The sequence below is a fragment of the Rhodophyticola sp. CCM32 genome (assembly GCF_004751985.1).
In the GTDB taxonomy this organism is placed as follows: Bacteria; Pseudomonadota; Alphaproteobacteria; order Rhodobacterales; family Rhodobacteraceae; genus Rhodophyticola.
The window spans coordinates 2,640,418-2,659,620 of sequence record NZ_CP038492.1; the positions used below are offsets into that span (position 1 = coordinate 2,640,418).

At 60.1% G+C, this 19,203-nt stretch carries 18 protein-coding genes and 1 tRNA gene; 12 read left to right on the top strand and 7 right to left on the bottom strand.

What is annotated here, in order from left to right; translation table 11 throughout:
* Nucleotides 1-204 precede the first annotated feature (204 nt).
* Entirely contained in the window at nucleotides 205-2,124 is a 1,920-nt protein-coding gene (locus E2K80_RS12810; RefSeq protein WP_135375355.1) for a cation:proton antiporter domain-containing protein, read from the bottom strand.
* Between the two features lie 79 nt (nucleotides 2,125-2,203).
* Nucleotides 2,204-2,277 (bottom strand) — tRNA-Gly (locus E2K80_RS12815).
* 298 nt (nucleotides 2,278-2,575) lie between these two features.
* On the opposite strand from E2K80_RS12815, the gene E2K80_RS12820 reads away from it, so the two are divergent.
* Complete coding sequence (locus E2K80_RS12820; protein ID WP_135375356.1) at nucleotides 2,576-3,373, top strand: LCCL domain-containing protein; 798 nt, start codon at nucleotides 2,576-2,578, stop codon at nucleotides 3,371-3,373.
* Between the two features lie 122 nt (nucleotides 3,374-3,495).
* Here E2K80_RS12820 and E2K80_RS12825 read toward each other — a convergent pair whose 3' ends face one another.
* The 3 genes from E2K80_RS12825 to E2K80_RS12830 all read right to left on the bottom strand — a co-directional run bounded on the left by E2K80_RS12825 (nucleotide 3,496) and on the right by E2K80_RS12830 (nucleotide 6,153).
* Complete coding sequence (locus E2K80_RS12825; RefSeq protein ID WP_135375357.1) at nucleotides 3,496-4,161, bottom strand: SOS response-associated peptidase; 666 nt, start codon at nucleotides 4,159-4,161, stop codon at nucleotides 3,496-3,498.
* A gap of 43 nt (nucleotides 4,162-4,204) precedes the next feature.
* Complete coding sequence (locus tag E2K80_RS19140) at nucleotides 4,205-4,369, bottom strand: hypothetical protein (protein WP_168193185.1); 165 nt, start codon at nucleotides 4,367-4,369, stop codon at nucleotides 4,205-4,207.
* A 173-nt stretch (nucleotides 4,370-4,542) separates the two neighbouring features.
* A complete protein-coding gene (locus E2K80_RS12830; RefSeq protein ID WP_135375358.1) occupies nucleotides 4,543-6,153 on the bottom strand; it encodes a bifunctional metallophosphatase/5'-nucleotidase in 1,611 nt (536 codons plus the stop codon).
* 124 nt (nucleotides 6,154-6,277) lie between these two features.
* On the opposite strand from E2K80_RS12830, the gene E2K80_RS12835 reads away from it, so the two are divergent.
* Both E2K80_RS12835 and E2K80_RS12840 read left to right on the top strand, forming a co-directional pair.
* A complete protein-coding gene (locus E2K80_RS12835) occupies nucleotides 6,278-6,616 on the top strand; it encodes a DUF952 domain-containing protein (protein ID WP_135375359.1) in 339 nt (112 codons plus the stop codon).
* A complete protein-coding gene (locus E2K80_RS12840; protein ID WP_135375360.1) occupies nucleotides 6,610-7,668 on the top strand; it encodes a quinone-dependent dihydroorotate dehydrogenase in 1,059 nt (352 codons plus the stop codon). The genes E2K80_RS12835 and E2K80_RS12840 overlap by 7 nt, the downstream gene beginning before the upstream one ends.
* Before the next feature lie 108 nt (nucleotides 7,669-7,776).
* On the opposite strand, the gene E2K80_RS12845 is transcribed toward E2K80_RS12840, so the two are convergent.
* Both E2K80_RS12845 and E2K80_RS12850 read right to left on the bottom strand, forming a co-directional pair.
* Complete coding sequence (locus tag E2K80_RS12845; protein WP_135375361.1) at nucleotides 7,777-8,289, bottom strand: PaaI family thioesterase; 513 nt, start codon at nucleotides 8,287-8,289, stop codon at nucleotides 7,777-7,779.
* Nucleotides 8,286-8,741 carry a PaaI family thioesterase gene (locus E2K80_RS12850; protein ID WP_135375362.1) on the bottom strand — a complete coding sequence of 152 codons (456 nt, stop codon included), beginning with the start codon at nucleotides 8,739-8,741 and terminating at the stop codon, nucleotides 8,286-8,288. Before E2K80_RS12850 ends, E2K80_RS12845 begins: the two co-directional genes overlap by 4 nt.
* Before the next feature lie 248 nt (nucleotides 8,742-8,989).
* Between E2K80_RS12850 and E2K80_RS12855 the strand changes: the two genes are divergently transcribed.
* The 9 genes from E2K80_RS12855 (at nucleotide 8,990) to E2K80_RS12895 (ending at nucleotide 19,185) form a co-directional block, all read left to right on the top strand.
* Nucleotides 8,990-9,361: a MerR family transcriptional regulator gene (locus E2K80_RS12855; RefSeq protein WP_135375363.1), complete on the top strand. Its 372-nt coding sequence runs from the start codon at nucleotides 8,990-8,992 to the stop codon at nucleotides 9,359-9,361.
* Between the two features lie 293 nt (nucleotides 9,362-9,654).
* Entirely contained in the window at nucleotides 9,655-10,056 is a 402-nt protein-coding gene (locus E2K80_RS12860; protein ID WP_135375364.1) for a MerR family transcriptional regulator, read from the top strand.
* A 42-nt stretch (nucleotides 10,057-10,098) separates the two neighbouring features.
* Nucleotides 10,099-11,877 carry an acyl-CoA dehydrogenase C-terminal domain-containing protein gene (locus tag E2K80_RS12865; RefSeq protein WP_135375365.1) on the top strand — a complete coding sequence of 593 codons (1,779 nt, stop codon included), beginning with the start codon at nucleotides 10,099-10,101 and terminating at the stop codon, nucleotides 11,875-11,877.
* A gap of 24 nt (nucleotides 11,878-11,901) precedes the next feature.
* Nucleotides 11,902-12,114 (top strand): hypothetical protein, encoded by a 213-nt coding sequence (locus E2K80_RS12870; protein ID WP_135375366.1) that lies wholly within the window; start codon nucleotides 11,902-11,904, stop codon nucleotides 12,112-12,114.
* 305 nt (nucleotides 12,115-12,419) lie between these two features.
* Complete coding sequence (locus E2K80_RS12875) at nucleotides 12,420-13,064, top strand: glutathione S-transferase family protein (RefSeq protein ID WP_135375367.1); 645 nt, start codon at nucleotides 12,420-12,422, stop codon at nucleotides 13,062-13,064.
* 3 nt (nucleotides 13,065-13,067) lie between these two features.
* Nucleotides 13,068-14,279, top strand: coding sequence for an acetyl-CoA C-acetyltransferase (locus tag E2K80_RS12880; protein WP_135375368.1), 1,212 nt, complete (start codon nucleotides 13,068-13,070; stop codon nucleotides 14,277-14,279).
* Between the two features lie 209 nt (nucleotides 14,280-14,488).
* Entirely contained in the window at nucleotides 14,489-14,971 is a 483-nt protein-coding gene (locus E2K80_RS12885; RefSeq protein WP_135375369.1) for a hypothetical protein, read from the top strand.
* Nucleotides 14,972-15,058: 87 nt separating this feature from the next.
* The gene (locus E2K80_RS12890) at nucleotides 15,059-17,260 is read left to right on the top strand and encodes a 3-hydroxyacyl-CoA dehydrogenase NAD-binding domain-containing protein (RefSeq protein WP_135375370.1); all 2,202 of its coding nucleotides are present in this window, start codon (nucleotides 15,059-15,061) and stop codon (nucleotides 17,258-17,260) included.
* Between the two features lie 293 nt (nucleotides 17,261-17,553).
* On the top strand, nucleotides 17,554-19,185 hold the full coding sequence (locus E2K80_RS12895) for an AMP-binding protein (protein WP_135375371.1): 1,632 nt from the start codon (nucleotides 17,554-17,556) through the stop codon (nucleotides 19,183-19,185).
* Nucleotides 19,186-19,203 lie beyond the last annotated feature (18 nt).

Here is a 19,203-nt window from a genome sequence, read left to right on the forward strand (position 1 = left end):
GATGCGGTTCGGGTCGAGATAAATGGCCCGGCGCTGCCACACAAGCCCCGGTGCCGTTTTGTCACCCCCTCCCCGGGGCGGGCGGCCCTTCAGCATATCAATGAAACGAGATCAAACCCTTCAACCTGTCTGCCCGACGGTGCCGCCGGGCATTATGCCCCCAGCAGAACGTCTTCCCGAAAACGGAAGCAACGCAGCTATGGCTCACTCCGTGGCCTTCTCCCCGCCTGCGGCCATCCTGATCTCGGCCATTTCCTTCGCCATTTCCGGCTGCCGTATCTCAATCATCTCTTTTACCCGGGCGATATAGGCCGGGTTTTCGGTCGCCGGAATGTTGATGTCATAGACATCCGCCACCTCAACCATGGCCCGGCGATCCGTCCGGTTGAAAATCGCCGCCATCGCTTCGGCCTGGTCTTTGGGCACACCCATCGCCTCATAGGCCGACCGGCCCATGCGCACCGAACTGTCATAGGTCTCGCGGATGATGTCACGGCACCCCGCCGCCCAGAGATGATAGACATGGTCACGATCCACCGCGCGGGCCAGAACATGCAGATCGGAGTAATTATCCACCGCATAGCGGACCAGTTCGGTGATCTGATCCTTGTCATCTATGGCGACGATCAGCAGCTTTGCCCTGGCAATCCCCGCCGCATGCAGCAGATCGGGCCGGGTTGCATCGCCAAAATAGGTCTTCACTCCGAAAACACGCATGTTTTCAATCTGTTTCGAGCTGAAATCAATCACGGTCGAGGCATATCCCGCCGTTGACAGCATCCGCTCCACCAGACCACCGACCCGGCCGCGACCGGCAACGATGATCTGGCCGGTCTCGCCGATCTCGTCGGCCTCCCGTTCCTGTTCTTCCGAGAATTTCGGCGCGATGACCCGGTCATAGAGAATGAACAGGGCGGGTGTCAGCAGCATCGACAGGGCCACCACAAGCAGAAGCTGATCGGCGATGGCGGTCGGCAGCACCGAATTGGCAACGGTGAAGGACAGAAGGACAAAGCCGAACTCGCCGGCCTGCGCCAGACCCAGGGCAAACAGCCATCTGTCAGAGCCGCGAATGCCGAAGATCGGCGACAACAGCAGCAAAACCGCGCATTTCAGCACCATCAGGCCAAGGGTCAGGCACAGGATCAGCCCCAGATTGTCAAACAGCAGGGCAAAATTGATCCCCGCACCCACAGTCATGAAGAACAGGCCCAGAAGCAGGCCCCGAAACGGGTCGATATCGGATTCAAGTTCGTGCCGGTATTCGCTGTTGGCCAGCACGACACCGGCCAGAAAAGTGCCCAATGCAGGCGACAGCCCCACCAGCGACATCAAAAGTGCGATGCCGATCACCATCATCAGGGCCGTGGCGGTGAACAGTTCCCGCAGTTGCGCCACGGCGATGAACCGGAACATCGGCCGGGTCAGATAGGTGCCGCCCAGCCCCACCGCCGCAATCGCCCCGATGGTCACCAGCGCGGTCTGCCAGCTGTTGAGGCCTGAGACCAGGCTCATCGGTCGATCGTGATCACCGCTGCCATGGGCATCGGCGGCACCATGGGGAGCCTCGGCCCCGTGGCCTGCAACCTGCGCGCCCAGATCCGCCAGTTCCGGGATCGCCAGAAGCGGGATGAAAGCCAGCATCGGGATGACGGCAATATCCTGAAACAGCAGCACCGAGAAACTGGACTGCCCGCCATCTGATTTCATCAACCCCTTTTCATTCAGGGTTTGCAGCACAATCGCCGTGGAGGACAGCGCCAGAACCAGACCGATCGCCAGGGCAATGCTCCAGGGCTGGCCCAGAACCATGGCAATGCACATGACCATCCCGGTGGTCAGCACCACCTGACCGCCACCCAGACCCAACAGGCGCGCCCGCATGTCCCATAAAAGCCGGGGTTCCAGTTCCAGCCCCACAAGAAACAGCATCATCACGACGCCGAATTCCGCGAAATGCTGGATCGACACCACATCGACCCCCAGCAGCACCAAAAGCGGGCTGATCACGATCCCGGCGATCAGATAGCCCAGAACCGACCCAAGACCCAGCCGCGAGGCAATGGGCACGGCAAGAACACCTGCCACCAGAAAAATGAATGCCAGTAACAGGAAATCGGTCATCTTGCCCCCTCCGGTGTGCTCCGGCTTAAAGGGCTATGTTTACGTTTTGACGCATCATGTCAATTTGACAAACCGGGGATGGAGCGGGCGACGGGAATCGAACCCGTATCATCAGCTTGGAAGGCTGAGGTCTTACCATTACACAACGCCCGCAGACCGGTTTGAGGTATGTCATGGGGGCCAAAGGGTCAACCCGGATATGGCCGGGACGGCGCCGTCACCGCCCGGCCATCATATTTACTTTTTTAACTTTCCTGTGTTACGGCTTGCGCAGGAAACTTCCGGGCTCCGCTATATTACGTGGCGCCGGGTGGGTTCCGGTGGATCGGGAAACCCATTATTTTATGGGAAATTCCTTTATTTCGAACGGCTATTATATCGGCAGGCCAAGCAGCATCGCTGCGCATTGTAGCAAACCGAATTGCCATAAAGAGACTTGAAAGGACAGATAATGAACTTCACACGACCCTTCCAGAATCGCGTTGCGACCGCCCTGCTGACCGGCATGCTTTCGGTTTACGGTCTGCCTGCCCTGGCCGACTGGTCTGACTCAGCCAATTCGCTTGGCGTACAAACCGCCACCGGCAGCGCCTATGTGGTGGACTGCCCCGCAGGCGGCACCGGCGGCACGATCTGGGGCACAGGCATCTACACCTCTGACAGCTCGATCTGCATGGCCGCCGTTCATACCGGGTTCTTCACCCAGGCCATGGGCGGGCAGGTCACGTTTCGTGTACTGGGCCCGCAGCAGACCTATGCGGCAAGCAGCAATAATGGCGTCACCTCAGAAGCTTACGGACCATGGTCAAGCAGTTTCATGATCATTTCCAGCACCGGTCATCAGGTCAATCTCCCGGTTCAGGCGACCTCCGTCACATGGACGCAAAGCCCCATCTCACTTCAGCTGGGCCTTGGCCCCCATGCGATAAGCTGCCCGTCGGGCGGCAGTCTGGCATCAACAATCTGGGGAACGGATGTCTACACATCCGACAGCGCAATCTGCGTGGCTGCGGTGCATAGCGGACGGATCAATGCCGCGGCCGGTGGCACTGTTCACATCCAGATGCTGGGGGATCAGCCGGCATTCGTAGGCAGCAGCCGCAATGGCGTTACCTCGGAAGCCTATGGCCCGTGGGACAGCAGCTATCTCTTCACACTCGGGGCCAGTAAGGCAGGAAACCGCAATTGTTTCCATTGCCTTATTTTTGCCCCTTTTCCGGGGTATTTGTTCTTGAAGCCGCAACAATAACAAAAAAATCGAGCAGACGGCGCAAAAACTAAATCCTCCCTGGACCGGGCCGCGCTTGTATCGCGGCCCTTCTTTTTATAGCGGTTTGCCTGCATCCGCTGTGCCGGTATGCCAATGGCGGGTCAGGCAGCATGCGGCAAAATCAGCTCCGGGCCAGAGGCCGTGTTGGCATTTACTTTCGGGTCCACCCGATAGGCCTGCAATCGCCCCTCGGGCGCGGCTCGCATCAACAGCGCCGCACCCCTGCCCGCCTCCCCCAGCCACAAGGCCCAATCCTCCGGCGCAAGGGTCACAGGCTCCCGGTGGTGGATGTCTGACATCCCCTGCCCTGCGGCACAGGTGACAATGGCACAGGTGACAAACTGATCCGCGCCCCTGGTCCAACTTTGCCAGATGCCCGCGAAAACAAGGGGGGTCTCGGTTTCAGAATGCACATACCAGGGCAAACGCGTGCCATCTGCATCCCTGGTCCATTCATAAAACCCCGTGGCCGGGATCAGACAGCGCCGCTGGCGGCAGGCCATCTGGAAGGCCGGTTTCGTGGCAATTGTTTCAGCCCGCGCATTGATCAGCAAAGGGCCATCACTTGGCGATTTGTACCAATGCGGCAGAAACCCCCAACGCATGGTCCGATATCGCCGCGCGTCCTCCTCGGATGTCACGACGGCCACAGGATCGGTCGGGCAGATATTGAATCTCTCCCTGTCAGGAAGATCGTTTGATGGCACAGCCTCAAACAGCTGTGCCATGTCATCTACCGGATATGTCATGACAAAACGCCCGCACATAGAAACCATATCTAGTGCGGGCGGAAATCGGATAAAAGCCGGATCAGGCGCCGTAGACGGCCTTGTAAGCAATCTTTTCGGCGTCACCGCGGAAAATGTTCAGGTCCAGTGCAACATCCAGCGGCATCCGGGAAATCTCGGAAACGGTCCGGTTATAGGCCGCACGTTTTGCAGCGGCAGTACGCAGGCGGGCAATCATCGTGGTCATTGTGCAGCTCCTTTCAAGGCTGATCGTATCGTCTTTGATGACCCAAATATGATAGCGCTAACCCAACTGACAACTGACAGTTTTCGATGCCCGCCATGACAATGCTGCATAGCAGCAAAAAGGGCCGGTGCGAGACATCCCGCACCGGCCCTTTCCCCTCTATCGCCCGAGGTTTATTCCACGCCGCTGATGCGACCGTCAGTATAAGGCGCATATGGCGCATGCGCGGCCAGGTAATCGGCCACGACCTGTTCAAGACCCGGGCCGAAATCATAGGCATTCAAGCCGTTGGTCGCGAAAACGGAATATCCGTCGCCGCCGCCGCGCATATAATTATTGGTCACAACACCATAAACCGTCTCTGGCTCGAACGCCTCCCAACCGTCATCGGTCTGCATCTCGGCCGAGACGATCCGGCTGCCCGGTTCCGCCGCGGCATCCCAAGTATAGCGCATGCCCGAAACCTGCGGGAAGCGGCCCGCCCCGTCCTCAGCCTGGCTGACGCCGTTTTCAAGTGCGGCAAGAACATCCGCCCCGGTCAGCTGGAAGGTTGCCAGCGTGTTCTGGAACGGCAGGACGGTAAAGACTTCCCCCATGGTGATCGGCCCGGCATCAATCGAAGCCCGCAAACCACCGCCATTCTGGATTGCGATCTGGACACCCTGATCGCGCACACGATCCAGCATCGCATCGGCCACCAGATTGCCCATAGTGCATTCACCGGCCCGGCACACATCCCGCGAGCCTTCGATCATCTCTGACGCTTCGGCGACAACCTCGCTCATCGTTGCCTCAATCGGCCCGGCCAGTTCGGCAACCCGCGCGGCAATCTCGGCATCGGGTTCCACACCCGCATCCAGCAACATCGTGTTGCCGCCCGCATAGATCACATTGCCATCATCATCGAAGGTCACCTCAAGATGCCCCAGATATTTGGAATAGGCATAGGCCTGCACGATCGGCACCATTTCGCCATCCGGGTTGGACACGAAGGTCGGGTATGGCCCGGCACGGTCCTGATCGGTGGAGGACAGATAGGTATGCGAATGCCCGCCAACGATCACGTCAAGGCCGGTCACCGCCTCGGCAATCGCCATATCCATGGGCAACCCGACATGGGTCAGCGCGATAATCATATCAACGCCCTGTTCGGTCAACGCGTCCACATCGGCCTGAAGCGCATCCACCTCGTCCTGGAAGATGACATTCGGCCCCGGGCTTGAGGTTTCCACCGTATCGGTCGCAAGCGCCGAGACGATCCCCACCGAGAGACCATTCACATCCAGCACCACATAATCGCCGACCCGGTCATTCAGCAGGTCTGACTGGGACAGGTCCAGATTGCCCGAGATCACCGGAAAATCGACCTGGTCCAGAAAATCCGACAGGCCCTGCGGCCCGTCATCAAACTCGTGATTGCCAACCGCCATGGCGTCAAAACCGATGGCCATCATCATCTCGGCCTCGACCTCGCCCTTATAGGTGGTGTACATCAGGCTGCCCTGAAACTGATCACCCGCATCCAGAACAATCACGTTTTCACCGGCGCTGACCAATTCATCACGCAGGGTGTTGATCGCGGTGGCAACCCGCGCCACCCCGCCAAAACATTCGCCCGCCGCGTCATCCTCGGCGCTACAGGTGCTGTCAAAGCGGCTGATCGGTTGGATCCGGCTGTGCAGATCGTTGATGTGCAGAATATGCAGTGTGGTATCGGCCACGGCAGGGGCAGCTACGCCCAGGGCAGCCAGCAGAGCGGCAGAGCGAAGAAGTTTCGCAATCATGGTTCATACTCCCAGATGATATTGACCAGCCAAGCTTGGCCGTCGAACCCGACCAAGTAAAGCGAATTAGATGTCGATACCGTGACACTTGACGTCACGGCGTCAAGCCGCCATCCCCTGCCCCATGCTGATCTATAAAATATTGCGTGCCCCGGAATGGGCCACGTTGCAGGCACAGGGCGAAACCCGGGGCGCGCCGATTGATCTGGCCGACGGGTATATACATTTCTCCACCGCCACGCAGGTTGCGGAAACGGCCGCGAAACATTTCGCGGGAGAGACCGGTCTGGTGCTGCTGGCCTATGACACAGACACGCTTGGCCCGACGCTGAAATGGGAAATGTCGCGGGGTGGCGCGGATTTCCCCCATCTTTATGCCCCGCTCCGCTTGACCGATCTGCTGTGGCAGGCGCCTCTGCCGCTGGAAAACGGCATACATGTCTTCCCCGGAGACCTGTGCTGATGTTCGAGCGTCTTGGCCTTGCCCTTCTGCACCGGATCGAGCCGGAGCAGGCCCATGCCCTGGCCCTCGCCGCGCTCAGATCCGGGCTCACCCCCCGCCCCGGGCCGATAACCTCGCCCCGCCTGTCCACCCGCATCGCCGGTCTGGATCTGCCCAACCCGGTGGGGCTGGCCGCCGGGTTCGACAAGAACGCCGTGGCGCTGGCCGCTCTTGCCCGGGCCGGGTTCGGCTTTCTGGAGGTTGGTGCCACCACGCCCCGCGCGCAGCCGGGCAACCCCAAACCCCGGCTGTTCCGCCTGTCCGAAGACCGCGCCGCGATCAACCGGTTCGGCTTCAACAATCAGGGGATGGAGGAGATGGCCAGAAAGCTGGCCGCCCGGCCCCCGATGATCCCTGTCGGTCTCAACCTCGGGGCCAACAAGAACAGCCCGGATCGCGCCGCGGATTTCGCAACCGTGCTGCGCCATTGCGGACCGCATGCCGATTTTGCCACGGTCAATGTCTCCTCCCCCAATACCGAAAAACTGCGCGACCTGCAGGGCAAGGCGGCTCTGTCGGCGCTGCTGGAGGGGGTGATGGCCGCCAATGCAGGTCTGGACAAACCGGTTCCCGTATTCCTGAAAATCGCCCCCGACCTGACGGATCCCGATCTGGAAGATGTAGCCGAGGCCGCGCTGACCGCCAGGCTGGCAGGGCTGATCGCCACCAATACCACCCTGTCCCGCGACGGGCTGACCGGGCCCCATGCGACTGAGGCGGGCGGCCTGTCGGGCCAGCCCCTGTTTGAGCACTCCACCCGCGTCCTGGCAAACCTGTCACGGCTGACCGATGGCAGGCTGCCCCTGATCGGGGTTGGTGGCATTGCCAGCGCCGATCAGGCCTATGCCAAGATCAGGGCCGGGGCCTCTGCGGTGCAGCTTTATACCGGTCTGGTTTATGGCGGGCTCAGCCTCGCGGCGCAGATCACCCGTGATCTTGACAGGCTGCTGGCCCGGGATGGGTATGACACTATCGCCCAGGCCACGGGCACGGACCGCGCCGCCTGGCTGTAATCCGCCCCCCTTCTTCTTGTCAAAAATACGCCCGCCGGAGGCGGACCCATACGCCCCGCACGCTCTGACCTCTGCGGCCAGGCATCCGCCGTTGCCGCCCGGTCTGTCTCAGCTCCCGGACCGTGAGGGCATCAGGAAATGCCCTGTGGCCTGGGCAAAAAGACGCGAACGATTATCCTGCCACGCCTCCACATGGACCGAGGCATAGCGCCGCCCGCTGCGATTCACCCGGGCCCGCGCATAGGCATCACGCGGCAGGCCGGAACGCAGATAATCCACTGTGAAATCAATGGTCTTGGGCAGACGCGGCAAGGTCTCGGGGCGCAGATCGGCAACTTCCAGCCTGCCGCTTTCAATTTCCGCCCACAGGATGTTGAAACTCAACTCGATGATCGCGGTTGTTTCCAGAAACGAAGCCGTCACCCCGCCATGAAGCGCCGGCAGAAACGGGTTGCCGATCAGTTTGTCATCATAGGTCAGGATACCGGTCAGCTCATCCCCGCGCCGGTCAAAGCCGATCCCCATGGTGCGGATATAGGGCACACCATCGACCAGCGCCGCCAGTGCCCCGTCGCGGCGCTGCTTGACCAGATGCAAGGGATCGGGGGCGGACCGGCTCATGATGTGGTCCCCGCCCGCCGGGTGGCCTGCTCTATGGTGAACGCCCCTGTGGCCGAGGCAACGGGCCGGGTGTCATCCTCATCAAAGGCCTGGGCCCGCACGAAGGCCACGCTGCGCGTCACATGATAGCATTCCGCCCGCGCCACGATCCGCTGGCCGGGGGTGGCCGGGCGCATATAGTCGATCCGCAGATCAATTGTTGCAGTCCCCACAGGTGCTGCCGAATGGCTGATCACTGCCGCCCCGCCGCAGGTATCCATCAGCGCCGAAACCGCGCCGCCATGGATCACGCCGCTTTTCGGATCCCCCACCAGATCCCTGGAATAGGGCATGGAAATCACCGCCACACCTGCGCCGACCTCGTCAAGATGCATCTGCAATGCTCTGGAAAACGGGATCGCCTCGATGAATTGCCGGGCAATCCGGGCCTTGTCCTCGGGCGTGACTGGCATCTTGTGATCCTTCTTATCGGCCTTTGGCGGCAGATGGCATCAGGTTCCCCGAACCGCATGCCCCAGCGCAAGACCTAACGCGTTTCAGGTAAAACCTGAATTGAAAACGGCGGTTTTTCACCATTGGTCAGGCCACGTTTCTTGATCCGGCCTGTTTCATATCAAACCCGAAACACAACACATAACTTTGCATTCATATCCGCGCTGGTGCAGATATGACGTAACGGCAATAACACCCAGATTGCGCGATGTCGGATGACAGGCTGAATTTCAAACAGATGTGTGCACATTTCGATGTGACACCCCGCACCTTGCGGCATTACGAATATATCGAACTTCTGGCACCGGAACGTGAAGGCCGCAGCCGGTTCTACGGCCCCCGGGAAATGGCCCGGATGACCCTGATCCTCAGGGGGCGGCGGTTCGGGTTCAGCCTGGAAGAGATTCGCCAATGGCTGGAACTTTACGATGCCGATCCCGAAGGTCGGGTACAGCGCGACACCTGGCTGGCCATGGCCGACCGGCAATTGGAAGAACTGGATCGCCGCCGCCGCGAGCTGGATGAGGTCATCGTGGAGTTACGCAATTTGCGCAACACCACCGCAGCGGGTGACACATAAACGTACTGCCCCTGACCTTTCCCGCCCGATGGCTGTTTCCGGGTCCTGTATTCGAACATTTGAATCGGTCTGGCCCGATCAGAGGGGTAAGGATTTCCTTACCTGTAAGGCGGATTACAGAAAATCAGGCATTTGCAGATGTTGCGGCTGACCCTGCGTCACTTTTCCTGACCTTTCGTCAGGCACAAAGTGACGTAACGTTCCGTTTACGTAAACGTCAGCTTCTCTTGTAGAAGCACACCCGCCTATACAAATCGCTGGCCATGACCAATGCTTGATACAGAGAGCCCCTTATGACCAAAGAAATCATGACCATCCGCGAGATGTGCGACGCGTTTCAGGTTACCCCCCGGACGCTGCGTTTCTATGAAACCAAGGAATTGCTGTTCCCGATCCGCGAGGGGCAGAAACGCCTCTTTACCCGACGTGACCGGGCCCGGCTGAAACTGATCCTGCGCGGCAAACGTTTCGGGTTCAGCCTGGAAGAAATCCGTCAGCTTCTGGATCTCTATTATGCCGGCGATCAGCAGGCCACCCAATTGTCACGCACCCTTGATGTGGCGGGTGAACGGCTTGCTGATATGGAACATCAGAAAGCGGAACTGAATCTGGCGATCGACGATCTGAAATCACAGATCGGTCTGGTCGAAAACATGCTGAGTGATGTGACCGGCCACAAAGACGCCGCTGAATAAGAGATACCGGCCCAAAGACCGCTCGGGAGGAGAAACCCCAGGATGCCAAGCTACACTGCCCCCACCAAAGACATGCAATTCGTGCTTCATGACGTGCTCGATATCTCCGGTCAGGATGTGCCCGGCTATGACGAGATGGAACGCGACTTTACCGGGGCCGTGCTGGAAGAGGCCGGCAAAATCGCAAGCGGGGTGCTGACACCCCTGAATACCGTTGGCGATACCGAAGGGTGTACCCTAGAAAACGGTGTGGTTCGCACACCCACGGGGTTCAGCGACGCATTCGAGCAGATGAAAGAAGGTGGCTGGCCCGGTCTCGACATGCCCGAACAATATGGCGGGCAGAACATGCCCTATGTGCTGGGCACTGCGGTGGGCGAGATGTTTTCCGCCGCCAATCAGGCCTTCACCATGTATCAGGGCCTGACCCATGGTGCGGCCTCGGCCATTCTGGCCCATGGCAGCGACCAGCAGAAAGACACCTATCTGCCGAAAATGGTCGCCTGCGACTGGACCGGCACGATGAACCTGACCGAACCCCATTGCGGCACCGATCTGGGCCTGATGCGCACCAGGGCCGAACCGCAGAAAGATGGCAGTTACCAGATTACCGGGCAGAAGATTTTCATCTCTGCCGGGGAACATGACATGGCCGAAAACATCATCCATCTGGTGCTGGGCAGGATCACCGGCGCGCCCGACGGGATCAAAGGCGTGTCGCTGTTCATTGTACCGAAATTCCTTGTGAAGGACGATGGCAGCCTGGGCGCGCGCAATGGCGTGTCCTGCGGCAAGATCGAGGAAAAGATGGGCATCCACGGCAATTCCACCTGCGTGATGAACTATGATGGCGCAACCGGTTATCTGCTTGGGGAAGAACACAAAGGCATGCGCGCCATGTTCACAATGATGAACGAGGCCCGGCTGGGTGTCGGCATGCAGGGTCTGGCCCAGGCCGAAGCGGCCTATCAGAACGCGCTAGACTATGCGAAAAACCGGTTGCAGGGCCGCGATGTCACCGGCCCGAAAAACCCTGACGGCCCGGCCGATCCGCTGATCGTCCATCCCGATATCCGTCGCAGCCTGATGGCACAGAAAAGCTTTGCCGAAGGCGGTCGTGCCTTCCTTCTCTGGGGTGCGACCCTGATCGACCAGGCCCATCGCGGCCAGGACGCGGATGCGGATGGGTTGATCTCGCTGATGACACCGGTGATCAAAGGCTTCCTGACCGATCAGGGCTATGACATGACCGTGCTGGCGCAACAGATTTACGGCGGCCATGGCTATATCGAGGAATGGGGTATGTCCCAGTTCACCCGCGACGCAAGGATCACCCAGATCTATGAAGGCGCCAATGGCGTGCAGGCGCTGGATCTGGTGGGCCGGAAACTGGCCCAGGATGGCGGCAAACATGTGATGGCTTTCTTTGATCTGGTGAAAACCTTCATCAAGGAAAACAGCGGCAACGAGGCCCTGACAGCGGATTTCCTCGACCCTCTGAAAGCGGCCTCGAAGGATTTGCAGACGGCCGCGATGTATTTCATGCAGGAAGGTATGAAGAATCCCAATAACGCGCTGTCAGGATCGTATGACTTCATGCATCTTTTCGGGCATACCTGCCTGGGCCTGATGTGGGCCCGCATGGCCAAAACCGCACTGGAAACCCTTGAAAACGGCACCCCGGACCCGGATTTCTACAAGACGAAACTGGCGACGGGGCGCTTCTACATGGCCCGCCAATTGCCGATGACCGCCACCCATCTGGCGCGCATCCAATCGGGCGCGGACACGGTGATGGCGCTGGATGCAGCCCAGTTCTGACAGCGCAGAGAGAGAAGACAGATCATGCCGAAACGCCTACGTCTGACCCGCCGCCCCAATCTCGCGATGAGCGAGGACGGGTTTCGCCGTTTGCGGATGCTTTCGGCGGAGGCGGGGCTGGATGAAGGTGAATTTCTGTCCTTCCTGTTTGAAAACTGGAACAGTGTGACGAACCAGGAAAATCTGACCGCCCGGCTCAGGCTTTTCAATTCCGAACTGGATGCCCGCAAACGCTGACGATGGCGCGGGTTTGAGAAGAAGGATTTTGCGTATTTGACACAAGAAGAAGACCGGTAACCGGCGCCCTGTCTGACCGAATGCCCCCGTATCCGGGGGGCGCCGACACGTTCAGACAGGGCCGCCTTCTCCTTGTGCGGTCATCGGCTCGCCAGCCTGTACCGCACCGCAACGCTGACGCGTTATCGTTAATATCCTGTTACCGGCCCTCTTCTTGTTTCAAATACGCCACGGGGGTGCGGGGGTGTGAAACCCCCGCTCCTGCCGGTGCAGGATAACACGACCAGCGCGGGGAGACGCAGGATATGACACTGAAACTCTATTGCTTCGCCGAAAGCGGCAATGCCTACAAAGCCGCCCTTGCTCTGCATCTGACAGGGCTCGATTGGACGCCGGTCTTTGTCGATTTCTTCAAGGGTGAAACCCGCACGTCTGAATTCCGGGCGCTGTCGGTCATGGGCGAAGTCCCGCTGCTGGCCGATGGCGACACGATGCTCAGCCAATCGGGCGTCATACTCGATTATATCAGTTCCAAAACCGGCAAGCTTGGCGGCACCAGCGCCGAGGAACGCCGCGAGGTTCTGCGCTGGATGTTTTTCGACAATCACAAGGTTTCAGGCGTGGCCGGGCCGCTGCGCTTCATCATGAATTTCCTGCCCGAGGAGAAAAGAAACGCCGATGTTATCGGTTTCATGTCGGGCCGGCTGGCCGCCGCGCTGGATATCCTGAATACCGGGCTTGAAGGGCGGGACTGGCTGGTCGGCAACGGCCTGACCGTCGCCGATATCTCCTGCGCGGGATATCTCTATTACCCCGAACCCTTCACCTTCACCCGCACCGATTACCCCAATATCGACCGCTGGCTGACCCACATCGCCTCCACCCCCGGCTGGCAACACCCCTATGACCTGATGCCTGCGCCCACGGCAGGCCAAGACACCCGGAGCTGACCCATGACTGATGCCTATATCTATGACGCGATCCGCACCCCCCGGGGCAAAGGCCGCAAGGATGGCGCCCTGCACGAGGTCACCGCCGCACGGCTTTCTGCAGTCACCCTCAACGCGTTGAAAGAGCGTAACGATCTGGACGGTCACGCGGTCGAGGATGTGATCTGGGGCAATGTCACCCAGGTCGCCGAACAGGGCGGCTGTCTGGCGCGCACGGCGGTTCTTGCCTCGGACCTGGACGAACGCATCCCCGGTCTTGCCATCAACCGGTTCTGCGCCTCGGGTCTTGAGGCGGTGAACATCGCCGCCAATCAGGTCAAGGGCGGCGGCGGTGACGGCTATATCGCCGGTGGCGTCGAAATGATGGGCCGGGTAGCGATGGGCAGTGACGGGGCGGCCATCGCGGTTGATCCGTCGATCGCCATGGACACCTATTTCGTGCCGCAGGGCATCTCGGCGGATATCATCGCCACGGAATACGGTTTTTCCCGCGATGACGCGGATGCGCTGGCAATGGCCTCCCAGACCCGGGCCAAAGCCGCCTGGGATGACAACCGGTTCGCAAATTCCATCATCACCGTGAAAGACCGCAACGGTCTGACCATCCTGGATAAGGATGAATACATGCGCCCGGAAACCGATATGCAGACCCTGGGCAGCCTGAAACCCGCCTTCAAGGATATGGGAGAGGTCATGCCCGGCTTCGACATCATCGCCCTGATGAAATATCCGCATCTGGAACGGATCAACCATATCCACCATGCGGGCAACAGTTCCGGCATCGTCGACGGCTCCGCCGCGCTGCTGATCGGCAATGAAGCCTTCGGGGCGGCCAATGGTCTGAAACCCCGCGCCCGTATCCGGGCCAGCTGCAAGATCGGCACCGACCCCACGATCATGCTGACCGGCCCGGTGCCTGCAACCCGGAAAATCCTGGAAGACAGCGGGATGAGCATCGCCGATATCGACCTGTTCGAGGTGAACGAGGCGTTTTCATCGGTCGTGCTGCGCTTCATGCAGGCCTTCGATGTGGATCACGACAAGGTCAATGTGAATGGCGGAGCGATCGCCATGGGCCACCCGCTTGGCGCCACCGGCGCGATGATCATCGGCACCCTGCTGGATGAGCTGGAACGCAGCGGCAAAGGCACCGGGCTGGCCACGCTATGCGTTGCATCGGGCATGGGTGCGGCCACCATCATCGAGAGAATCTGAGCCGTAATGACCGTGACCGCGCGACATATCTGTCAGACGCATGTCGATGCCGTCTCCCGCCATGTTCCGGCCCGAGATGACCGGATGCCGGAACATCTGGGCGGGGGCCCGATGACGCGACAATACCAGCCCCTTGCGGACAACAAGATATGTCGCATCGTCAATACGCCCGGTTATTGTCATGCCAAACCCCTTTCGGAGGGATCGAAATGACAGATGCAAAAGCGATTTATCAAAATCTTCTCGACAAGGTGTCCGAGGCTCTTCTCGCCAATGACGTTGAGGCATTCCTGATTCACAGTGCGATCCCGCATTATATCGAGACGGAAACCGAAAAACTCCTGATCGCGACGGAACAGGACGTGCGCGATAAATTTCAGATCTGGTCACTGACCCTGCGCAGCAAGGGGGTGACCGATTATGCCCGCATGTGCAGCGAGGCCGCATATGTGACCCCGACGCGCATTCTGGGGTCGCATACAAGCCAGTTTCTGCACGGGCCGGTGGTGATCACCCCGTCCTTTCCCAGCTCGCTTGAACTGGGCAACCATAATGGCCAATGGAAGGTCCGGCGCGCGATTCAGCAGGGGGCTTTCGTGACCTGGCCCGATCTTCTGCCCCGGGTGTCGACAAATACAGGTTTGCATAGCAGCAGACAAAGCACAGGCGGAGGCCGCGATGTCACTGCCTGATCTGTCGCCCGCCCGAAGCAATCGCCGCGCAGCATCCGCGGATCACCCCGGCATCCCGACACCCCGAAGCAAGAAAGACCCGAGAGCATGACAGATTTCACCATGGAAACCGGCGCCGATGGCGTCGCTGTAATCACCTGGGACGTGAAGGGAAAATCCATGAACGTCCTCAGCCGCGAAGCGCTGGGCACGGTCGAGGTTCTGATCGACCAGGCGTTGGGCGATGATGCGGTGAAAGGCGTGGTCATTACTTCGGGCAAAGAGACATTCGCCGGGGGCATGGATTTGAATGTGCTGGCCTCGATCCGGCAGGAAGCAGGCGATGATCCGGCCAGGGGCCTGTTTGATTTCACCATGAATGGCCATCGGGTCATGCGGAAAATGGAACGCGCCGGGATGGACCCGAAGACCAACAAGGGCGGCAAACCCGTGGCCTGCGCCATCACCGGCACCTGCGCCGGGATCGGCACCGAGATTGCCCTGGCCACCCATCGCCGTTTCATGGCCGAAAATCCCAAGGCAAAGATCGGCCTGCCCGAAATTCTGGTGGGCATCTTCCCGGGCGGCGGCGGCACCACACGCTATTCGCGGATGGTGGGTGCGATGGCCGCCAGCCCGGTCTTGCTGGAAGGCCGGATGCTGGACCCCGGCAAAGCCAAATCCGCCGGTCTGATTGACGAAGTCGTGCCCGCAGATCAGTTGCTTGAAAAGGCGAAAGACTGGGTGTTGTCCGCCGGTGACGCGGATATCGTCAAACCCTGGGATCAGAAAGGCTGGAAAATGCCCGGCGGCGCGCCGTATCACCCTGCGGGTTTCATGACCTTCGTGGGCGCCAGCGCCATGATCAACGGCAAGACAAAAGGCGTCTACCCGGCAGCCAAAGCCTTGCTTTCGGCGGTTTATGAAGGCGCGTTGATGCCGTTTGACACCGCGCTGACCATCGAGGCGCGCTGGTTCACATCGGTTCTGATGAACCCCTCCTCCTCGGCCATGATCCGGTCGCTGTTCCTCAACAAGGAAGCGCTGGAGAAAGGTGCCAACCGGCCCGCCGTGGCGGATCAGACGGTCAAACGTGTCGGCATCCTCGGGGCCGGGATGATGGGCGCGGGCATCGCCTATGTCTCGGCCAATGCCGGGATCGAGGTTGTGCTGATCGACAATGCGCAGGAGGCCGCCGAGAAGGGCAAATCCTATGCCGAGGGCATCCTTGACAAGGGCATGGCCCGCAAGAAGGTCACCCAGGACAAGAAAGATCAGGTCCTGGGGCGGATCACACCAACCACGGATTACGCGCAGCTTGACGGCTGCGATCTGATTGTCGAGGCGGTGTTCGAAGATATCGGTGTGAAGGCCGAGGTGACGCAGAAAACCGAGGCCGTCATCCCCGGGACCGCGATTTTCGCCACCAATACCTCGACCCTGCCGATCACCGAACTGGCCAAGGCCAGCGCCCGGCCCGAGCAGTTTATCGGCATCCATTTCTTCAGCCCGGTGGACAAGATGATGCTGGTCGAGATCATCAAGGGCGAAAAGACAGGTGAGGTTGCGGTTGCCAAAGCGCTCGATTTCGTGCGCCAGATCCGCAAGACCCCGATCGTGGTCAATGATGCGCGCTTCTTCTATGCCAACCGCTGCATCATCCCCTATATCAACGAAGGCATCCGCATGGTGAAAGAGGGCATCGCGCCGGCGCTGATCGAGAATGCGGCGAAGCTGGTCGGCATGCCGCTTGGCCCCCTGCAACTGACCGATGAAACCTCGATTGATCTGGGTGTGAAGATTGCCAGGGCCACCAAGGCCGCCATGGGCGACGCCTATGATGACAGTTCGGACGAGGTGATTTTCTGGATGGAGGCTGAAGGCCGCCTGGGCCGCAAATCAAACGCGGGTTTCTATGCCTATGATGAGAAAGGCAAACGTCTGGACATCTGGGAGGGTCTGAGCGCGAAATTCCCCATTGCCGATACGCAGCCCGACCTGATCGAGGTTCAGCACCGATTGCTTTTCACCCAGGTGCTGGAAGCCGTTCGCGCGCTGGAGGAGGGTGTGCTGGAAGATATCCGCGAGGGCGATGTCGGCGCGATTCTGGGATGGGGGTTTGCGCCCTGGTCCGGCGGGCCGTTCAGCTGGCTGGATATCCTGGGCACGCCCTATGCCGCCGACCGCTGCGATCAGTTGGCCGAAACCTATGGCGACCGTTTTGCAACGCCCGGGCTTCTGCGTGAGATGGCCGGGAAAGGGCAGAGCTTCTATGACCGGTTTGGACCGGACGCACAGAAAGCCGCGTAACCGCAGAACACAGCGTGGAAAACTCCAGTTTTCCACAAGGAATTCTCGAGAATTCCGGCCCCGGGGGATGTTATCTGCGTCGGAAACACCCCCTTGGCGCATGCGCCTTTCGCCAGGCCCCTGGTTTTATGACCGGTCTGACGCAAAGCGGAAAACTCCAGTTTTCCATATGGAATTCTCGAGAATTCCATTGCCGGGAGCGTTGAAAACTCCCGGCGCTTCACTGGCTTTTTTCTTTTGGCATTCGTCAGAAAATCCGCATCATTGGCGCATATTGCGAAGGGGAGGAACATATGGGCTGGATGAAAGACGAAACGGGCCTTGAAAAACGCCCTGCAAACCATGTGCCGCTGACCCCGCTATCCCATCTTGCGCGCGCTGCCACGGTCTTTCCCACCCGTGAAGCGCTGGTTTATGGCACGATCCGCACCAGTTATGCGGACTATCATGGCCGGGTGTCCCGCCTTGCCTCGGCGCTTGCCAAACGTGATGTCGCACCGGGCGATGTGGTGGCCACCCTGCTGCCCAATATCCCCGCCCATGTGGAGGCGCATTTCGGCGTTCCAGCGGCAGGCGCGGTTCTGAACGCGATCAACATCCGCCTCGACCCGGGCACGATCAGCTATATCCTCGACCATGGGGAGGCCAGGGTGGTGCTGGCCGATACCCAGTTCCTGACCGTACTGGAGGCCGCCATCGGCGCGATGGAGGGGGAGCCGCCGCTGATTGTCGAAGTGCCCGATGAACAGGCCGGGTATCCCGCCTCGGGCCGCCATCTGACCTATGACGCGCTCTTGGCCGAGGGGGATGCCGATGCACCCTGGGTGATGCCCCGGGATGAATGGGAATCCATCGCGCTCAATTATACCTCGGGCACCACAGGGCGGCCCAAGGGCGTGGTGTATCACCATCGCGGCGCCTATCTGATCACCCTTGGCACGCCGATTTCCTGGCGGATGACCCTTTACCCCCGCTATCTGACCATCGTGCCGCTGTTTCACTGCAACAACTGGTGCCATGTCTGGGCCATGCCCGCCCTTGGCGGCACCACGATCTGCTGCCGCGAGATCACCGCCCGCACCATCTATGACGCCATCGCGGATGAGGGTGTGACCCATTTCGGCGGCGCACCCATTGTGCTCAACATGATCGTCAACGCCGATGATGCGGAGCGGCGCGATTTCTCCCATATGGTGGAGGTTTTCACCGCCGGTGCGCCGCCGCCCGCCGCCACATTGGCGGCGATCGAGACGATGGGTTTCCATGTCACCCAGGTCTATGGGCTGACCGAGGTCTATGGCCCGGCCACGGAATGCACCTGGCAGGATGGTCTCTGGGATGATCTGCCGCCAGACGACCGCGCCGCGATCAAGGCCCGTCAGGGCGTCGCCTTCCCCAATATGGACCATGTGACGGTGATGGATACCGACAGCATGACCCAGACCCCCATGGATGGCACCGCCCTGGGGGAGATTGTGATGCGCGGCAATGCGGTGATGAAAGGCTATTACAAAAACCCCCGGGCCACGGCAGAGGCGTTCAGGGGCGGGTATTTCCACACCGGCGACATCGCCATCCAACACCCCGACAGCTATGTGCAGATCGCCGACCGGGCGAAGGATATCATCATTTCCGGCGGCGAAAATGTCAGCTCGGTCGAGGTTGAAGGCGCCCTGATGCATCACCCCGCCGTCTCGCTTTGCGCTGTGGTTGCCAAAGCGGACGAGAAATGGGGCGAAGTGCCCTATGCCTTTGTCGAGTTGAAAGACGGCGCCAAAGCCACCGAGGCGGAACTGATCGCCTTCCTGCGCCAGCGTCTGGCCGGGTTCAAGACCCCGAAACATGTGGCTTTTATCGACTTGCCGAAAACCTCCACCGGCAAAATCCAGAAATTCGAGCTGCGGCAAAAGGCCAAAACCCTCTGACCCCGCATCTTGACCTGA